Here is a 16,147-nt window from a genome sequence, read left to right as displayed (position 1 = left end):
CGCCGTCAGCTCAGCAGGGGCGAGGGCAGGAAGTCGTACCCCTCCCAGATCAGCCTGCTGCGCTCCTCCGGGTACGGGCCCGTCGTCGGTTCCGTGTCCAGGATCTGCACCAGGCGCGAGTCCGGGTCGTAGGACGGCCAGCCCGGGTCTCCCGTCCGCGCGAACGTCGTCCAGGCGCGGCGCATGAAGGACGACAGGCGCTCCGCCTCCGGTGTGGGTCTGCCGCCGGGGAAGAGCAGGGCGCCGAGGTCCGCGCCGTACGTGCCGAACAGCAGCGGGATGTCCAGGGCGTGGCAGGCGCCCAGCAGGCCGTCGCCGCCCGGGGCGGGCCAGGTCAGTTCGTAGACATGGGCGCGGCCGCCGCCCGTGTGCTGGGCCTCCGCGAGGCGCAGGCTCGGCAGCGCGAACAGCCAGTCGGTCTGCACGCGTGCGAAGAGCTGCTCCGCGCTGTCGTCGGGGAAGGCCGACCGGTAGGCCTTCTCGCCCGTCTCACCTCCCGGTGCGTACAGCCGCAGGGTCGCTCGCGCCAGCTCGTCGGTGACCTTGCCGCGCAGGCCGGCCAGGACCAGGAACAGGCGGTACTCGTCGCGGTTGTGGCCGACGACGAGGTCGATGTCGCGGGCCGCGCCGGAGGCGAGGGCCTGCCAGGGGGTGCGGGGGAGGACGTCGCCGTCGACGACCGGGGCGAACGGGACGGTGGTGGGGGCCACCTGGCCCCATCGGGCGGTGAACCGCGCCATCTTGCCGCCCAGCGCCGCGCCCGCTTCGGTCAGCCGCCGCGGGTCGACCTCCGCCAGGCCGGCCGCCGTGGGCTCGCGGCCCGCTTCGGCCGCCAGGGCCGCCGCCAGGTCACGGGCCAGGTCGGCGGAGAAGAACGTGCCGGGCACGCTCTGGGCCACCGCCCGGCGGAACAGTCCCCGGGCCCTGGGCATCGCCAGCAGCGAGGCGATCGAACCCGCGCCGGCCGACTCGCCGAAGACCGTGACCTCGGCCGGGTCGCCGCCGAACGCGGCGATGTTCTCGCGGACCCATTCCAGGGCCGCGACCTGGTCCAGCAGGCCGCGGTTGGCGGGTGCGCCGTCCCAGAGGGCGAAACCCTCCATGCCGACGCGGTAGTTGAAGGTGACGACCACGGCGTCGCCTTCGCGGGCGATGTGCCGCGCGTCGTAGCCGGGCTGGCCGCCGTGGCCCAGTTTGAACGCGCCGCCGTAGATCCACACCATCACCGGGCGGGCGGCGGACGGGTCCGGGTCGGGGGTCCAGACGTTGACCGTGAGCCAGTTGTCGTCCCGCGGGGCGGGCGGCTGGGCCGCGCGGCCCATGATGCCGGCCTCCTGCGGGGGCGGGGGGCCGAACGCGTACGCCTCCCGGGTGCCGTCCCAGGGACGGGGCGGACGGGGGGCCTGGAAGCGGGCCGCGCCGACGGGCGGGGCGGCGAAGGGGATGCCCCGGAACACCGACAGGCCCTGCTCCCGCAGGCCGCGCACCGCGCCTGAGGCGGTGCGCACCACGGGGCCGTCGGTGTCCGGGGCGCCACTCTCCCGGGCCTGGGACTCGCTCGTCGTCATGCTCGCTCCTCACTGGTCATCAGGGCAAACGTACGACAGCGGCGACAAGTGCCCGGCGGGGGGCGGGACTTCAGCTGAGCGTCTTCAGCGAGGCGGCGTCGTACGACTTCAGCTCGTCGACGCGGTCGGAGAGCACCTTGGCCGCCCACTCCGGGTCCTGGAGCAGCGCGCGGCCCACGGCGACCATGTCGAACTCGTCGGCCTCCATGCGGTCGAGGAGGTTGTCGATGCCCTTGACCTCGGAGCCCTGGCCCTGGAAGGCGTTGATGAAGTCACCGTCGAGACCGACCGAGCCCACGGTGATGACCTGCTTGCCGGTGAGCTTCTTCGTCCAGCCCGCCAGGTTCAGGTCAGAGCCGTCGAACTCCGGCAGCCAGTAGCGGCGGGTGGAGGCGTGGAAGACGTCGACTCCGGCCGCGGCGAGCGGGGTCAGGATGGCCTCCAGCTCCTCGGGGGTCTCGGCGAGCCGGGCGGTGTAGTCCTGCTGCTTCCACTGCGAGTAGCGGAAGATGACCGGGAAGTCGACGGAGACGGCCTCGCGGACCGCGGCAACGATCTCCGCGGAGAACTTCGCACGGGCCACCGGGTCGCCGCCGTAGGCGTCCGTGCGCCGGTTGGTGCCCTCCCACAGGAACTGGTCGAGGAGGTAGCCGTGGGCGCCGTGGAGCTCCACGCCGTCGAAGCCGATGCGCTCGGCGTCGGCGGCGGCCCGGGCGAACGCGCCGATCACGTCGTCCAGGTCCTTCTGGGTCATCGCCTTGCCCGTGGGCTCGGCACCCGCGGTGACCAGGCCGGAGGGGCCGACGGCCGGGGCGTCCGGGAAGGGGGCGTCGCCCTGGTTGCGGACCATGCCGATGTGCCACAGCTGCGGCACGATCGTGCCGCCCGCCGCGTGCACGTCCTCGGCGACCTTCGCCCAGCCCGCGAGCTGCTCCTCGCCGTGGAACCGCGGCACGCGGTCGCTCTGCCCGGCCGACTCGTGGCCGACGTACGTCCCCTCGGTGACGATGAGCCCGACCCCGGCGGCGGCACGGCGGGAGTAGTAGGAGCGCACGTCCTCGCCGGGGATGCCACCCGGGGAGAACATGCGGGTCATCGGCGCCATGACGATCCGGTTCGGAACCGTGAGACCGTTGAGCGCGATCGGGCGGGACAGTATCTGGGCCGCGCGGGAGGCGGGCGTCGTGACGGTCACGTGAGGGGCTCCTCGTGAGTGGCGGGGTTAACCGAGCGGTATGTGAGCACGCATTGTTGCAGCCTCTTAAGTAATCACCTATGCGCTGGCCCACATTCCGGCTCCGCCGAAACCCCTACGTGACACCGCTCACACTGCCCCCATCCCGCAAGGCGGCCATCGCCGCCTACGTCGACCGTCTCCCCGACGGCACCGGCATCTCGGCCAAAACGCTGACTACGCCGACCGGCCCTTCCCGCCGCCCCTCGTCCGGTCTGTCGATATCAAGTATCTTGATATCGAGATTACTGGACGCGGGAAGCGGGGGCTGGCGATGCGACGGGCCGGGGACGGCAAGGGCGGCGGGGGCGGGCTGACAGCGCAGCTGCGGCGGCCACCGGGCGGGCGGGACGCGCGGACCATGCTGCTGGCGCAGTGCGTGGACCGGACCGGGACGGGCGTGTGGGCCGCGGCCTGCGTCCTCTACTTCACCTTCGTGAGCGGGCTGGACGCGCGCCGACTCGGGCTGCTGCTGGGGGTGGGCGCCGTCGCGGGAGTCGCCGGGTCGCCGCTCGCCGGGCGGGCCGCCGAACGGCTGCCCGTGCGCGTCCTGCTGATCGGCTGTCACCTGCTACGGCTGGGCACGATGGTCCTGCTGCTGGTCGCCGACGACTTCGCCACGCTGCTGGCCCTGGTCGCCCTCACCAGTCTGGCGGAGCGAGCGGCCAAGACGCTGGAGATGCTCTTCGCCACCCGGGTCGCGGGTGAGCGGCGAGCCACCTACCAGGCCCTGTCCCGCAGCGTGGCCAACGGCGGATACGCCGTCGGCGCGGGCGTCGCCGCGCTCGGCCTCGCCGTGGGCACCCCGAACGCCTACCGTGCGCTGATCCTGGCCAACGCGCTCTCCTACCTCCTGGCCGCCGCACTGGTCCGGCGGACCGGGGAACCGGCCGGACACGGCCTGGTCGTGGCGCACGGCGACGGCAGCACCCGGGCCCCCGACCCGGCTCCCGCCCGCAGCCCCTGGCGGGATCCCGGCTACCTGCTCTTCGTCCTGCTCGACATCCCGATGAACCTGGACGACTCGGTTCTCGGCGTCGGCCTGCCGCTGTGGCTGGTGCACCACACCAGCGCGCCGCACGCCGTCGTCCCCGCCTTCCTCGTGCTGAACACCGTGCTGGTGGTGGTCCTGCAACTGCGGGTCTCCGCATGGGCCGACGGCCCGCGCCGGGCGGTCGGGGCCGTGGGCTGGTACGGCATGACGCTGCTCGCCTGCTGCCTCGTCCTGGCGACCGCCACCGGCGGCGGGGCCTGGTCCGCCTCGCTCGCCATGCTCGTGGCCGCGATGCTGGTCACCCTGGCCGAACTGCTGCGCTCGGTGAGCTCCTGGGAGCTGGCGGTCGTCCTGGCGCCGCCACGCGCCCGGGCCTCCTATCTGGGCGTGGCCGGGATGTCCCAGTCGGTGCAGAAGTCGGTGGGACCCCTGCTGCTGACCGGTGCGGTGATGACGGCCGGTCCTGCGGGCTGGCTGGCGCTCGGTGCCGCCGTGACCGGGCTGGGTCTGGTGCAGCGTCAGGCCAGCCTGCGGCGTCTGACGGCCCTCGCCGCGCCCGCCGTGAGTTCCCGGACACGCCCGAGGGCGGCACCCCCCGCCACTGACAGGGAGTGCCGCCCTCGGTAAGGACGTGATCAACCAGGGGTCGATCAGAAGTCCATGTCACCGCCCGGCATGCCGCCGCCGGCCGGCGCGGCGGCCTTCTCCGGCTTGTCGGCGATGACGGCCTCGGTGGTGAGGAACAGCGCGGCGATGGAGGCGGCGTTCTGCAGCGCGGAACGGGTCACCTTCGCCGGGTCGATGATGCCCTCGGCGACCAGGTCGACGTACTCGCCGGTCGCGGCGTTCAGGCCGTGGCCCGGGGTCAGGTTGCGCACCTTCTCCACCACGACACCGCCCTCAAGGCCGGCGTTGACGGCGATCTGCTTCAGCGGGGCCTCCAGCGCGATGCGCACGGCGTTGGCGCCGGTCGCCTCGTCACCGTCGAGCTCCAGCTTCTCGAAGACCTGGGAGGCCTGCAGCAGGGCCACGCCACCACCGGCGACGATGCCCTCCTCGACGGCCGCCTTCGCGTTGCGGACGGCGTCCTCGATGCGGTGCTTGCGCTCCTTGAGCTCCACCTCGGTGGCGGCACCGGCCTTGATGACCGCGACACCGCCGGCGAGCTTCGCCAGGCGCTCCTGCAGCTTCTCGCGGTCGTAGTCCGAGTCGCTGTTCTCGATCTCGGCGCGGATCTGGTTCACCCGGCCGTTGACCTGCTCGGAGGAGCCGGCACCGTCGACGATGGTGGTCTCGTCCTTGGTGATGACGACCTTGCGGGCGCGGCCCAGGAGGTCCAGGGTCGCGTTCTCCAGCTTGAGGCCGACCTCCTCGGAGATGACCTCGCCGCCCGTGAGGATGGCGATGTCACCGAGCATGGCCTTGCGGCGGTCACCGAAGCCCGGGGCCTTGACGGCGACGGACTTGAAGGTGCCACGGATCTTGTTGACGACCAGGGTCGACAGGGCCTCGCCCTCGACGTCCTCGGCGATGATCAGCAGCGGCTTGCCCGACTGCATGACCTTCTCCAGGAGCGGGAGCAGGTCCTTGACGGAGCTGATCTTGGAGTTCGCGATGAGGATGTAGGGGTCCTCGAGCGACGCCTCCATGCGCTCCATGTCGGTCGCGAAGTAGGCGGAGATGTAGCCCTTGTCGAAGCGCATGCCCTCGGTGAGCTCAAGCTCCAGACCGAAGGTGTTGCTCTCCTCGACGGTGATGACGCCTTCCTTGCCGACCTTGTCCATGGCCTCGGCGATCAGCTCGCCGATCTGGGTGTCGGCGGCGGAGATGGACGCGGTGGAGGCGATCTGCTCCTTGGTCTCGACGTCCTTCGCCTGCTCCAGCAGGGCGGCGGAGACGGCCTCGACGGCCTTCTCGATACCGCGCTTCAGGGCCATGGGGTTGGCGCCGGCGGCGACGTTGCGCAGGCCTTCCTTGACCAGGGCCTGGGCGAGCACGGTCGCGGTGGTCGTACCGTCACCGGCGACGTCGTCCGTCTTCTTGGCGACTTCCTTGACCAGCTCGGCGCCGATCTTCTCGTACGGGTCCTCGAGCTCGATCTCCTTGGCGATGGAGACACCATCGTTGGTGATCGTGGGGGCGCCCCACTTCTTCTCGAGGACGACGTTGCGGCCCTTGGGGCCGAGCGTCACCTTCACGGCGTCCGCGAGCTGGTTCATGCCGCGCTCGAGGCCGCGCCGCGCCTCCTCGTCGAACGCGATGATCTTGGCCATGTGAAGTGGTCCCTCCAGGACTGGGGGTGATTCCTTCGGACCGCGCCCGCGCCCGCGACGGACGGCTCGCCGGCCCGTGGTTCCTTGCCCCACATGGCCTGCGGGCCTCACCGACCCGGTCCTTCTTTGTCACTCTCACCTTCAGAGTGCTAACGCCAATGATTAGCACTCGGCATGGTCGAGTGCAAGCGGCTCAGCCGGATCAGCCCGGGGCGAACGGGGGCAGCCCGGACACGGCGAAGGGCCCGCACCCTGTGCGAGGTGCGGGCCCTTCGTGCGAGAAACGTTCAGGCGCTGAGGCGGACCATGTCGGCCTGCGGGCCCTTCTGGCCCTGCGAGATCTCGAACTCCACCCGCTGGCCCTCTTCCAGGGTGCGGTAGCCGTCCATCTGAATGGCGCTGTAGTGGACGAAGACGTCCGCACCACCGTCGACCGCGATGAAGCCGTACCCCTTCTCCGCGTTGAACCACTTGACGGTGCCCTGAGCCATGCCTAACTCCCCTATTACTGGCCCTTGCACAGATCCACACTTCGCGGACCCGGGTCAGACCTCACCCCCCATTGGTCGGGGGCGTGCGCCGGAACGCGTCGACCGCGGCTGAATGTATCTGTCCAACTGCCGTCTGCAACAGGTCAATCGGACGAGAATTCTGGACGGCAACGGTCCGGAATGTGGTGAGAATTCACCCGACTTCGGGGCAACTCGGGCCCCACAAACGTTACAAAAGCCGCATAAAACCCCCGCATTTTGGCTGTTTCTTGCGGGGTGCGCGGCATGCGATCCGGTGCTTGCGACCCGGAGATCGTGGTCAGGTTCCCCAACTGTACCGCGCTCAATCACGCAGAATTGCCCCCTCCGCTTCTCTCACGGAGGAGGCAATTCCATGAACAATGGGTAACTGAAGTTACCCAAGGTAACGATCAACCGCCGGCGACGGCCGGAATGATGGAGACACCGGCACCGTCCGGGGTGGCGGTGTCCAGGCCCTGCTCGAAGCGGACGTCGTCGTCGTTGACGTAGACGTTGACGAACCGGCGCAGCTTGCCCTGGTCGTCCAGGACGCGGGCGGCGATCCCCGTGTGGTTCTTCTCCAGGTTCTCGATGACCTCGGCGAGGGTCCCGCCCTCGGCGGGCACCTCGGCCTGACCGCCGGTGTAGGTGCGCAGGATGGTGGGGATGCGAACGGTCACGCTCATGCGAGGCCAGCCTCTCGGAAGGAGTCCAGGGTCGGGCGGATGGTGGCGGTCAGGCCGGTGCCGGCCACCGCGTCCAGGGTCTTCAGGCCGTCGCCGGTGTTGAGGACGACCGTGGTCTTCGCCGGGTCCAGGACGCCGTCCTTGAGCAGCTTGCGGGTGACGCCTACGGTCACCCCGCCCGCCGTCTCGGCGAAGATGCCCTCGGTGCGGGCCAGCAGCTTGATGGCGTCGACGACCTCCGCGTCCGTCACGTCCTCCACCGCACCGCCGGTGCGGCGCGCGATGTCCAGGACGTAGGGGCCGTCGGCCGGGTTGCCGATGGCGAGGGACTTGGCGATGGTGTTCGGCTTCTGCGGCCGGACGACGTCGTGGCCCGCCTTGAAGGCGGTGGACACCGGGGAGCAGCCCTCGGCCTGCGCGCCGAAGATCTTGTACGGCCTGTCCTCCACCAGGCCCAGCTTGACCAGCTCCTGCAGACCCTTGTCGATCTTCGTGAGCTGGGAGCCGGAGGCGATCGGGACGACGATCTGGTCCGGCAGCCGCCAGCCGAGCTGCTCACAGATCTCGTACGCGAGGGTCTTGGAGCCCTCCGCGTAGTACGGCCGCAGGTTGACGTTGACGAAGCCCCAGCCCTCGCCGGCCGGGTCGCCGATCAGCTCGGAGCAGAAGCGGTTCACGTCGTCGTAGTTGCCCTCGATGCCGACGAGCTCGCCGCCGTAGACCGCGGCCATGACGACCTTGCCCTGCTCCAGGTCGTGCGGGATGAACACGCAGGAGCGGAAGCCGGCCCGGGCGGCGGCGGCGCCGACGGCACCGGCCAGGTTGCCCGTGGAGGAGCAGGAGAGGGTGGTGAAGCCGAAGGCGCGGGCGGCCTCCAGGGCCTGGGCGACGACGCGGTCCTTGAAGGAGTGCGTCGGGTTGCCGGAGTCGTCCTTCACGAACAGGCCGCCGGTGACGCCGAGTTCGCGGGCGAGGTTGTCGGCCTGGACGAGCTTGGTCCAGCCCGGGTTCAGGTTCGGCTTGTCGGCCACGTCGGCGGGGACGGGCAGCAGCGGCGCGTACCGCCAGATGTTCGCGGGGCCGGCCTCGATACGGCGGCGCAGCTCTTCGGTGTCGTAGCCGGAGAAGTCGTAGGCGATCTCCAGCGGGCCGAAACACTCCTCGCAGGCGAACACCGGGCCGAGCGGGACGCGGTGACCGCACTCGCGACAGCTCAGGGCCGCGGCGGGACCGAGGTCGACGGGGGAGGTGGAGGTGCTTGCAACTGTCTGCACAGCCATGGAGGCGAGGCCCTTTCTCCTCATCTTCCTCACGACGCATCTCGCCGTGAGACGGATTTGGCACCTTCCCTAGCCGGGAGCCTCGCTGGAGAACGAGAAACCGACTGGAGGGTTGCCGGGGCTTCATCGGGCCGTGTCCCTCTGCCCCTCTGGATGAGCGGTATGCAGTTGTTGAACGCGCTGAACTCGGTTGAACGCGGAACGACCCCCGACATGCGATGGTCACCGGCGTTGTTCAAGACTGTAACCGACGGCCAGGACAGTTGAGATAGTCGTCCGAACCGCGAGATGGATCACACGGCTCACCCGTGTGGTCACGAACAGTGAGGAGTCGCAGACCGTGCTGGAAGAAGTCGAGCGCTGGCTGGCCACCCGCTCCTGGTCCGTGACCGATCGCCCTCTCCACCGGATCCTGTCCGCCAAACAGCGCACGGGCCAGACGATCAGCGTCGTGCTGCCCGCGCTCGACGAGGAGGAGACCGTCGGCGACATCGTCGCGGTCATCCGTCACGACCTCGTGGAGCAGGTGCCGCTCGTCGACGAGATCGTCGTCGTCGACTCCGGCTCCACCGACCGCACCTCCGAGGTCGCCGCCGCCGCGGGTGCGCGGGTCGTTCACCGCGACGAGATCCTGCCCCGCATCCCCACCGTCCCCGGAAAGGGTGAAGTGCTGTGGCGCTCCCTGCTGGTGACCGGCGGGGACATCCTCTGCTTCGTCGACGCCGACCTGAGGGAGTTCTCCGCCGACTTCGTCTCCGGGATCGTCGGCCCGCTGCTCACCGAGCCGGACGTGGACCTGGTCAAGGCGATGTACGACCGCCCGCTCGCCGGGACGGCCGGGCAGGGCGGCCGGGTCACCGAGCTGATGGCCCGGCCGCTGCTGAACATGCACTGGCCTCAGCTGGCCGGGTTCGTGCAGCCGCTCGGCGGCGAGTACGCGGCCCGGCGCTCGCTGCTGGAGCAGCTGCCGTTCCCGGTGGGATACGGCGTGGAGCTGGGCATGCTGGTGGACGCGCTGCACCTGGCGGGGCTGGACGCGCTGGCCCAGGTCGACGTCGGGGTCCGCAAGCACCGGCACCAGGACGGGCAGGCGCTGGGCCGGATGGCGGCGGCGATCTACCGCACCGCCCAGCTCCGGCTGGCCCGGGGCCATCTGATCCGGCCGTCGCTGACCCAGTTCGAACGGGGCGAGGACGGCTTCGAACCGCGCACCTACTCGGTGGACACCGAGGAACGGCCGCCGATGCTGGAGATCGCGGAGTACGCCGAGCGCAAGGCGGCCTGAGGCCGGGTGCCGTCCGCGTCCGCGGATGGCCGGAGTTCGTATACGTCCGCGTCACGGGGCGTAGCCGTACGTTTGAGCGTTTCCAGGCCGGGCTAGGTTGAGGACCATGGCTGCCACGCAGGGTGCTGAGGTGCTGGTCGCGTCCAATCGCGGCCCGGTGTCGTACACGGTGGACGAGCACGGTTCGCTGCACGCCAGGCGGGGCGGCGGCGGGCTGGTCTCGGGGCTGTCGGCCATCGGGTCGGACGCGGACTCGGTGTGGGTGTGCGCGGCCCTCGGCGACGGCGACCGCGCGGCCGTCCGGCGTGCGGAGGGCGGGCTGCTGCCGGCCGGGGACACCGGCGGACAGCGGGTGCGGATGCTCGACATCGACGCGGCCGTGCACGCGGACGCCTACAACGGCATCGCCAACTCGGTGCTCTGGTTCGTCCACCACATGCTGTACCAGACCCCGCTGGAGCCGGTCTTCGACGCGGAGTTCCGGCGGCAGTGGGCGTCGTACGAGGCCTACAACCGGGCGTTCGCCGAGGGGCTGGCCCAGGAGGCGGCCGCCGGGGCGGTGGTGCTGGTGCAGGACTACCACCTGTGCCTGGTGCCCGCGATGCTCCGTGAACTCCGTCCCGACCTGCGGATCGGCCACTTCTCGCACACGCCCTGGGCGCCGCCGGAGTACTTCGCGCTGCTTCCGGACGACATCCGCGAGCAGCTGCTGGCGGGCATGCTCGGGGCGGACCGGGTGGCGTTCCTGACCTGGCGCTGGGCGACGGCCTTCATGCGGTGCGCCGAGGACCTGGGCGCCGAGCGCTACCTGGTGGGACGGCCCTGCGGCGCTCCCCCGCACATCGAGCACCTGCGCGAGGGGCGGCGGCGCACCCACGTCGGCGTGCACTCCCTCGGTGCGGACGGTGACTTCCTGCGGGCCCGCTCGCACGAGCCCGACGTCGCGGAGCGGATGGCGGCCCTGCGGGCGGAGATCGGTGCGGGCCGCAGGACGATCGTGCGGGTCGACCGGACCGAGCTGTCCAAGAACATCGTGCGCGGCCTGCTGGCCTACCGGCAGCTGCTGGAGGACCGTCCCGAGTGGCGCGAGCGGGTGGTGCACATCGCGTTCGCCTACCCCTCGCGGCAGGACCTCGCCGTGTACCGCGACTACACCGCCGCGGTCCAGCGGGTGGCCGAGGAGATCAACTCCGCCTACGGCACACCGGGGTGGACCCCGGTCGTGCTGCACGTCAAGGACGACTTCGCGCGCTCCCTGGCCGCCTACCGGCTCGCCGACGTGGCCCTGGTCAACCCCATCAGGGACGGTATGAACCTGGTCGCCAAGGAGATCCCGCTCGTCTCCGAGCAGGGCTGCGCGCTGGTGCTGTCCCGGGAGGCCGGGGCGTACGAGGAGCTGGGCGCCGACGCGCTGGCGGTGAACCCCTACGACGTCCTGCAGACCGCCCGGGCCCTGCACGAGGCACTGTCCCTGCCGGACGGCGAGCGGGCGGAGCGGTCGAAACGGCTGGCCGCCGCGGCCACCGCGCTGCCGCCCGCCCGGTGGTTCCTGGATCAGCTGCGGGCCCTGCAGGAGCTTCAGTCCAGCTGAGCCGCCAGCGCCCGCAACAGCCGCACCACACCGGCGGGGCCGTCCACGACCAGGTCCGCCCGTTCCGCCAGTTCCGTGACCTCCGTGCTGCCGCTGCAGACGAGGAGGCCGGGGACGCCTTCGGAGCGGAGTTCGTCCACGGCGGCGAAGGCGGGCAGGTCGCCGAGGTCGTCGCCGGCGTACAGGACCGACTCGGCGCCGGCCTTGCGGACGTACTCGCCGAGGGCCACACCCTTGTCCATGCCCGGCGGGCGCAGTTCCAGGACCATCCGGCCGGGCTCGACGATCAGGCCGTGGCGGGCGGCGAGCTCGGTGAGGGGGCCGCGCAGGGCGTCGAACGCGGCCTGTGGATCGTCGGCGCGGCGGGTGTGGACGGCGACCGCCCGGCCCTTCTCCTCGATCCATGTGCCGTGCCAGGCTCCGGCGCGGTCCAGCACGCCCGGCAGCTCGGCGCGGACCGCCGCGACGCCGGGGTGCGGGGCCGGGGCGGTGACGGTGCCGGTGACCGCGTCCCAGCGTTCGGCGCCGTAGTGGCCGAGGACGGTCAGGTGCTCCAGGCCGGGGACGCCGGCGAAGCCGCCGTGGCGGACCGCGACGCCGGCCGGGCGGCCGGTGATCACGGCGACGGAGGCGACCTTCGGGGCGAGCTCGGCGAGGGCCGGTACGGCCTCGGGGTGGGCGCGGGCCTGTTCGGGGTCGGCGACGATGGGGGCCAGGGTGCCGTCGAAGTCGAGGCCGACGATCGCTGCGGCCGGCTTCGCCAGGAACGCGGCGAGGCCGTCCCGGCCGGGCTGGGTCTGCGGGGTCGGCAGAGGGTCCATACAGCGACAGTATCCAGCGCGGGCCGCCCTCACTCCTGAGGCCGGCCCTGGACCCCGCCTCGCCCACCGCCACCCGGCTCGGCCGGCCTCAGCGTTCTGTGCGGTGGGCTTCCCTCACCCGGCGCAGGCGGTTCACCGTCACCGGGTCCAGCGCCAGGGCCCGCTCGTCGTCCAGCAGGGCGTTCAGCAGCTGGTAGTAGCGGACCGGGGACAGGCCCAGTTCCTCGCGTATCGCCCGCTCCTTCGCGCCGGGGCCGGGGAAGCCGCGGCGCTCCAGCGCGAGGATGGCTTGTTCGCGGTGGCCGAGTTCCATGCCCGCCACCGTAGCGCCGGGCACCGACAACCGGCTCAGCCCGCGTCGCCGCTGTCGGCCGCGGTCGCCGTCGCCTGGAGCCGGGACAGCACGCCGGAGGGGCTGCCGCCGGGGGCGACGGCCTGACCGATGTTCTGCTTCACGGCCGCGCTGACCGCCGCCCAGGAGGTCTTGCCGACGGGGTACAGCTCGGAGGTGGGCAGCTGGTCGAGGAAGGGGCGCAGGGCCTTGTCGGCCGCGGCGCCCGACTCGCCCATGGTGTTGGACGCCGAGCCGGTGACCGGGAGCAGGCCGTAGGTGCGGGAGAAGTCCAGGACGTTCTTCTCGCTGTAGACGAAGTTCAGGAAGTCGCCGGTCTGCTCGGCGTGCCCGTTCTGCTTGAAGGCCATCATCCAGTCGGCGACGCCCATGGAGGCCCTGGCCTTGCCGGTGCGGCCCGGCATCGGCACCATGCCGAACTTCACGCCCTTCTTCTCGGCCTGCTGGATCAGGGTGGGGTGCCCGTTGAGCATGCCGACCTGGCCGTCGGCGAAGGCCGCGAAGGCGTCCGCGCGGTTGAGCTTGGCGGGCGCGACCGGGCCGGTCAGGCCCTTGCCGACCAGGTCGTCCCTGAGCCAGGTGAGGGTTTCGACGTTCGGCGCGGAGTCGATGGTGTAGGTGCCGATGTCGTCGGTGTAGCCGGTGCCGCCGCTCGCCCCGCTGAGCAGCCACTGCATGGTCTCGGCCTGGGCCTCCTCGGGGCCGAGCGGCAGCGCGAAGGGGTACTTCACGCCCTTGTCCTTGAGCGTCCCGGCGTCGGCGGCCAGTTCGTCCCAGGTGGTGGGCGGCGTGATGCCGGCCTTGGCGAAGAGGGTCTTGTTGTAGAAGAGCACGCGCGTGGAGGCGGCGAAGGGGATGCCGTACTGCGTGTGGTTCCACTGGCCGGCCTCGGAGAGCTGGGAGAGGAAGTCCGCCTGGGTGCGGATGGAGAGCAGCTCGGAGGCCGGGTAGAGCTTGCCGGCGGCCGCGTAGTCGGCGTAGGCGCCGATCTGCGCCATGTCGGGGGCGTGCCCGGCCGCGACCATGTCCTTGACCTTGCGGTCGACGTCGTTCCAGGAGTACACGCTGACGTCGATCTTCACGCCGGGGTGCTTGGACTCGTACGCCTTGACCAGGGTGTCCCAGTACTTCTTGGAGCTGTTCGCGGCGGAGTCGCCGTAGTCGGCGGCGACCAGTCTCAACGTGACGTCGGAGGAGCCCGTGCTCCCGCAGCCGCCGAGAACCGCCGTCATGCCCAGTGCGGACACCACCGCGATCGTTCCTGCCGTACGCCGACCCACCGTCAAAGCCCCAACCCTGCTGTCTGACCGTTCAATATATGGACACATAAGGTCTACACCACGTGAGTGGACTAGACCTCTTGCGGGTGCGAGGTTCACACTAGGGTCCGTGGTGAGACATGTCATCGCCCTGGACGTGGGCGGTACCGGGATGAAGGCCGCCCTCGTCGGCGACGACGGCGAGCTGCTGCACCTCGCCCGCCGCGCCACCGGACGCGAGCGCGGACCGGACGCGGTGGTCGGGACGATCCTCGACTTCGCCGCCGAGCTGCACGCCCACGGCGCCGCGCACCATGGCGCACCGGCCGTCGCCGCCGGCATCGCGGTCCCCGGCATCGTCGACGAGGAGCGGGGCGTCGCCGCATACGCGGCCAACCTGGGCTGGCGGGACGTACCCCTGCGGGCGCTGCTCACCCAGCGGCTCGGCATCCCCGTCGCCCTCGGCCACGACGTGCGCACCGGCGGCCTCGCCGAGGGCCGGATCGGCGCGGGCAAGGGCGCCGACCGGTTCCTGTTCGTGCCGCTCGGCACCGGGATCGCGGGCGCCATCGGCATCGGCGGGCGGGTGGAGGCGGGCGCGCACGGTTTCGCCGGCGAGATCGGCCACATCGTCGTACGGCCGTCCGGCGTCTCCTGCCCCTGCGGGCAGCACGGCTGCCTGGAGCGGTACGCCTCCGCGTCCGCCGTCAGCGAGGCCTGGGCGGCGGCCTGCGGGGACCCGGACGCGGACGCCGCCGACTGCGCCAAGGCCGTCGCGTCCGGCGACCCGGACGCCGTCCGGGTCTGGCAGGAGGCCGTGGACGCGCTCGCCGACGGGCTGGTCACCGCGCTCACCCTGCTGGACCCGCGCACCCTGATCATCGGTGGCGGTCTCGCCGAGGCGGGGGAAGTGTTGTTCCAGCCGCTGCGGGACGCCGTCCGGCGGCGGGTCACCTTCCAGAAGCTCCCGGCGATCGTGCCCGCGGCCCTGGGCGACTCGGCGGGTTGCCTGGGTGCGGGACTGCTGGCCCGGGACCTGCTCGACCGCACCGAACCCGGCTCCACCGACCTCGACCCCACCGACCCCCCGGAGGTAACCGCCTGATGGCTCCCAGCTTGGTTCTCGCAGGTGCTCGGGTGGTGCTGCCCAGCGGAGTGGTGGACGACGGCCGCGTGTCCGTCGAGGGTACGAGGATCGTCGCCACGGCCGCCGAGAGTGCCGAGGTCGTCGACGTGACCGGCCACTGGCTGGTCCCGGGCTTCGTCGACATCCACAACCACGGCGGCGGCGGAGCCTCCTTCTCCGGCACCCCCGAGCAGATCCTCACCGCGATCCGCACGCACCGCCTGCACGGCACCACCACCCTCGTCGCCTCGACCGTCACGGACGAGATGGACCTGCTGGTGCGGCAGGCCGGGCTGCTGAGCGAGCTGGCCGAGCAGGGGGAGATCGCCGGTATCCACTTCGAGGGGCCGTTCATCTCACCGTGCCGCAAGGGCGCGCACTCCGAGGAGCTGCTGCGCGACCCGGACCCGGCCGAGGTGCGCAAGCTGATCGACGCGGCGCGCGGCCGGGCGAAGATGGTCACCCTCGCCGCCGAACTGCCGGGCGGCATCGACTCCGTGCGGCTGCTCGCCGAGCACGGGGTGATCGCGGCGATCGGCCACACGGACGCGACGTACGAGCAGACGGTCGAGGCCATCGAGGCGGGCGCCACGGTCGCCACCCACCTCTTCAACGCGATGCCCCCGCTGGGCCACCGCGCGCCCGGCCCGGTCGCAGCCCTGCTGGAGGACGAGCGGGTCACGGTCGAGCTGATCAACGACGGCGTGCACCTCCACCCCGCCGCCCTGGAGCTGGCCTTCCACCGCGCGGGCGCCTCCCGCGTCGCCTTCATCACGGACGCGATGGACGCGGCCGGCACCGGCGACGGCCGCTACATGCTCGGCCCGCTGGAGGTCGAGGTCAGCGAGGGGGTGGCGCGGCTGGTGGAGGGCGGCTCCATCGCCGGCTCGACGCTCACCCAGGACCGGGCGTTCCAGCGGGCGGTGACCGTCGACAAGCTGTCGGTCGAGGACGCGGTGGCGGCCCTGTCCGCGAACCCGGCCCGCCTCCTGGGCCTCTTCGACCGCGTCGGCTCCCTGGAGCCCGGCAAGGACGCCGACCTGCTGCTGCTGGACGCGGACTTCGCCCTCAAGGGCGTGATGCGGCGGGGCGCGTGGGTGATCCCGCCCCAACTGGCCTGATCTGCCCGTCTTTTCCCTCGACGGCGGCCGACTCGTGACTGGGCC

General features: G+C 71.6%; 14 protein-coding genes and 1 riboswitch. Of the genes, 5 read left to right on the top strand and 9 right to left on the bottom strand.

The genetic code is table 11. The features are described 5' to 3' along the window. Positions 1–5 precede the first annotated feature (5 nt). Both IE244_RS11305 and IE244_RS11300 read right to left on the bottom strand, forming a co-directional pair. The gene (locus IE244_RS11305) at positions 6–1,568 is read right to left on the bottom strand and encodes a carboxylesterase/lipase family protein (RefSeq protein ID WP_191873070.1); all 1,563 of its coding nucleotides are present in this window, start codon (positions 1,566–1,568) and stop codon (positions 6–8) included. A gap of 70 nt (positions 1,569–1,638) precedes the next feature. Next, positions 1,639–2,763, bottom strand: coding sequence for an NADH:flavin oxidoreductase (locus IE244_RS11300; RefSeq protein ID WP_191873068.1), 1,125 nt, complete (start codon positions 2,761–2,763; stop codon positions 1,639–1,641). Positions 2,764–3,076: 313 nt separating this feature from the next. On the opposite strand from IE244_RS11300, the gene IE244_RS11295 reads away from it, so the two are divergent. After that, positions 3,077–4,423 (top strand): MFS transporter, encoded by a 1,347-nt coding sequence (locus IE244_RS11295; protein WP_229854054.1) that lies wholly within the window; start codon positions 3,077–3,079, stop codon positions 4,421–4,423. Positions 4,424–4,446: 23 nt separating this feature from the next. Here IE244_RS11295 and groL read toward each other — a convergent pair whose 3' ends face one another. The 4 genes from groL to thrC form a co-directional block, all read right to left on the bottom strand. Continuing rightward, complete coding sequence (gene groL, locus IE244_RS11290) at positions 4,447–6,069, bottom strand: chaperonin GroEL (RefSeq protein WP_191873066.1); 1,623 nt, start codon at positions 6,067–6,069, stop codon at positions 4,447–4,449. Between the two features lie 287 nt (positions 6,070–6,356). Then, entirely contained in the window at positions 6,357–6,560 is a 204-nt protein-coding gene (locus IE244_RS11285) for a cold-shock protein (protein ID WP_004929928.1), read from the bottom strand. A 431-nt stretch (positions 6,561–6,991) separates the two neighbouring features. After that, positions 6,992–7,267, bottom strand: coding sequence for a MoaD/ThiS family protein (locus IE244_RS11280; RefSeq protein WP_191873064.1), 276 nt, complete (start codon positions 7,265–7,267; stop codon positions 6,992–6,994). Next, positions 7,264–8,547, bottom strand: coding sequence for a threonine synthase (gene thrC / locus IE244_RS11275; RefSeq protein ID WP_191873062.1), 1,284 nt, complete (start codon positions 8,545–8,547; stop codon positions 7,264–7,266). The genes IE244_RS11280 and thrC overlap by 4 nt, the downstream gene beginning before the upstream one ends. Before the next feature lie 17 nt (positions 8,548–8,564). Then, positions 8,565–8,707: riboswitch (SAM riboswitch) on the bottom strand. Between the two features lie 180 nt (positions 8,708–8,887). On the opposite strand from thrC, the gene IE244_RS11270 reads away from it, so the two are divergent. Next, entirely contained in the window at positions 8,888–9,832 is a 945-nt protein-coding gene (locus IE244_RS11270) for a glucosyl-3-phosphoglycerate synthase (protein WP_191873060.1), read from the top strand. A 106-nt stretch (positions 9,833–9,938) separates the two neighbouring features. Further along, the gene (locus tag IE244_RS11265; RefSeq protein ID WP_191873058.1) at positions 9,939–11,423 is read left to right on the top strand and encodes an alpha,alpha-trehalose-phosphate synthase (UDP-forming); all 1,485 of its coding nucleotides are present in this window, start codon (positions 9,939–9,941) and stop codon (positions 11,421–11,423) included. Here the strand turns inward: IE244_RS11265 and otsB are convergent. The 3 genes from otsB to IE244_RS11250 form a co-directional block, all read right to left on the bottom strand. Continuing rightward, entirely contained in the window at positions 11,411–12,244 is an 834-nt protein-coding gene (gene otsB, locus IE244_RS11260; protein WP_191873056.1) for a trehalose-phosphatase, read from the bottom strand. The two genes, IE244_RS11265 and otsB, sit on opposite strands and share 13 nt — an antisense overlap. A gap of 88 nt (positions 12,245–12,332) precedes the next feature. After that, a complete protein-coding gene (locus tag IE244_RS11255; RefSeq protein WP_191873054.1) occupies positions 12,333–12,557 on the bottom strand; it encodes a DUF3263 domain-containing protein in 225 nt (74 codons plus the stop codon). Positions 12,558–12,592: 35 nt separating this feature from the next. Next, positions 12,593–13,876 carry an ABC transporter substrate-binding protein gene (locus tag IE244_RS11250; protein WP_444545077.1) on the bottom strand — a complete coding sequence of 428 codons (1,284 nt, stop codon included), beginning with the start codon at positions 13,874–13,876 and terminating at the stop codon, positions 12,593–12,595. A gap of 112 nt (positions 13,877–13,988) precedes the next feature. Here IE244_RS11250 and IE244_RS11245 point away from each other — a divergent pair, with 112 nt between their 5' ends. Continuing rightward, on the top strand, positions 13,989–14,960 hold the full coding sequence (locus IE244_RS11245) for an ROK family protein (protein WP_229854076.1): 972 nt from the start codon (positions 13,989–13,991) through the stop codon (positions 14,958–14,960). Further along, complete coding sequence (nagA, locus tag IE244_RS11240; RefSeq protein WP_191873049.1) at positions 14,960–16,102, top strand: N-acetylglucosamine-6-phosphate deacetylase; 1,143 nt, start codon at positions 14,960–14,962, stop codon at positions 16,100–16,102. Before IE244_RS11245 ends, nagA begins: the two co-directional genes overlap by 1 nt. Positions 16,103–16,147 lie beyond the last annotated feature (45 nt).

Source organism: Streptomyces filipinensis (assembly GCF_014649495.1).
Taxonomy (GTDB): domain Bacteria; phylum Actinomycetota; class Actinomycetes; order Streptomycetales; family Streptomycetaceae; genus Streptomyces; species Streptomyces filipinensis.
This window is presented reverse-complemented; position numbering and strand designations above follow the sequence as displayed.